Here is a 1,704-nt window from a genome sequence, read left to right as displayed (position 1 = left end):
GCTAATAAATTACGCGGAATAATTTATTCTTTTACTTTTTAATTTCAATATCTTTTGCAATCTTATTAACAGTATTAATAACATTATCTTTACCATACTTTTTCACTAGGGACCGCAAAATAAAATATTGCTTTGTTTGCATAATTTCAACTCCTCAATTAAAAATATTAAAAAAATTTACTTTCCAAAACTGTAAAAACCAAAAATACAAAATGTATGTGGTTTCTACAAAATTTACTGAAGAACAGATTAATTTTATGAAAATTAGACTTAATAAATATCCTGATGCTCCGAGAAAATTTATTTATCGTTATTTTTTAAAATTTGGTGTTAAATTTCCGGTTTGTGTTAAAAAATTGTATAAATAAATTCGTTTAGGTTTTTATGGTTTTTTAAAACAGAATTTGCGACATCGTGGTAAAAAATATAAAACAAAAGGAAAATCTGATAATCGTGGTAAATTAACTGATTTTAAGTCAATTTGAGATATTGAAAATAAAGTTTCTAATGTTGGTTGATTAGAAATGGATACTGTTGTTGGAAAAAACCATCAATCTAGTTGTTTAGTTTTAGTAGAAAAATCAAGTAAAAAATACTTTGCAATAAAATTAGAAAATCATACTGCTAGGGAAGTTGAGAAAAAGTTTAAAGATATTGTTATAAATAATAATTTAATTGGAAAAATAAAAGGAATAATAACAGATAGAGGTAAAGAATTTAGTGAATGACAAGAAATGGAAATATTTGCTGAAACACAAGTATATTTTTGTGATGTTGGCAAACCTCGTCAAAAACCTTTAATTGAAAATATGAATGGTGAGTTTAGAAAATGATTTCCTCCTGGAACTGATTTTAATAATGTTAGTCAAAAACAAATTGATTGAGTAGTTAAAAATGTAATAAATGAAAAACTCCGACCGTGTTTAAATTGAATAAGTGCTAAAGAAATGTTTTTGCAGAATATATAAACAATAAATATTTAAAAATGTATATTAAATTATAAAATATGTCATTAAAATAATAAGATATGTATTTATTAATTAAAATTAATAAATTATTTTTTAGTGTGTTTAAATATGGATAAAATAAAAGAAAAATTAAAATATTTTTAATTTTTTTAAATTTATGGTTGATTTTTGTAATTTTTATTATATTATTTAATTAATAAAGATTTGTTGCACTTCATTTTGCATTTTGCAAATTTGATATAAAATATTATAATAACCATTTAAGGTTTCTTGATAATCAAAATATAATCCAACAACTGTATTTGTTGCATCATATCAATAGCACCATGTAAAAATATTTTAGGATGATTTATCTAGTCATAAATGTTCACTAACATCAGCTTGTAATAATTCCCCAAAATATTTGCGGCGTTCTCTTAAAGGATGTGATTTATATTTTTTTCTTAATTTCTGTTTTCTAGGAGATTTTATTTGATTTAGAGACATTAAGTTGTACAAAACTGAATAAGAAATTTTTATTTTTTCATTTTCAAGTAATTTTTCTTTAAAATGTATAAAATTAAAATCAATATATTTAGTTTTGTAAAGATTAAGAATATTTTCACAAATTTCTGGTTTTGTTTTGTTATATGCTGTTCTACCACGTGAATGATGGGCAAAGGAAGTCATATTTTGTGTATCATAAATTTTCATTAATTGTTCAATTCTACGAATAGACAAATCTAAAATTTTAGAG

Annotated in this window: 2 pseudogenes; one reads left to right on the top strand and one right to left on the bottom strand. The window is 22.4% G+C overall.

Annotated elements, in window-relative coordinates:
- Nucleotides 1–230 precede the first annotated feature (230 nt).
- Nucleotides 231–968, top strand: a pseudogene (locus tag C6B38_RS03180) (IS30 family transposase); the annotation flags it as partial.
- Nucleotides 969–1,193: 225 nt separating this feature from the next.
- Here the strand turns inward: C6B38_RS03180 and C6B38_RS03175 are convergent.
- Nucleotides 1,194–1,704 (bottom strand): annotated as a pseudogene (locus tag C6B38_RS03175) (ISNCY family transposase); the annotation flags it as partial.

The sequence above is a fragment of the Spiroplasma sp. ChiS genome (assembly GCF_002968355.1).
GTDB classification, from domain to species: domain Bacteria; phylum Bacillota_I; class Bacilli_A; order Mycoplasmatales; family Mycoplasmataceae; genus Spiroplasma; species Spiroplasma citri.
Note: the sequence above shows the minus strand (reverse complement) of the source record. Positions and strands in the feature narration are given on the sequence as shown.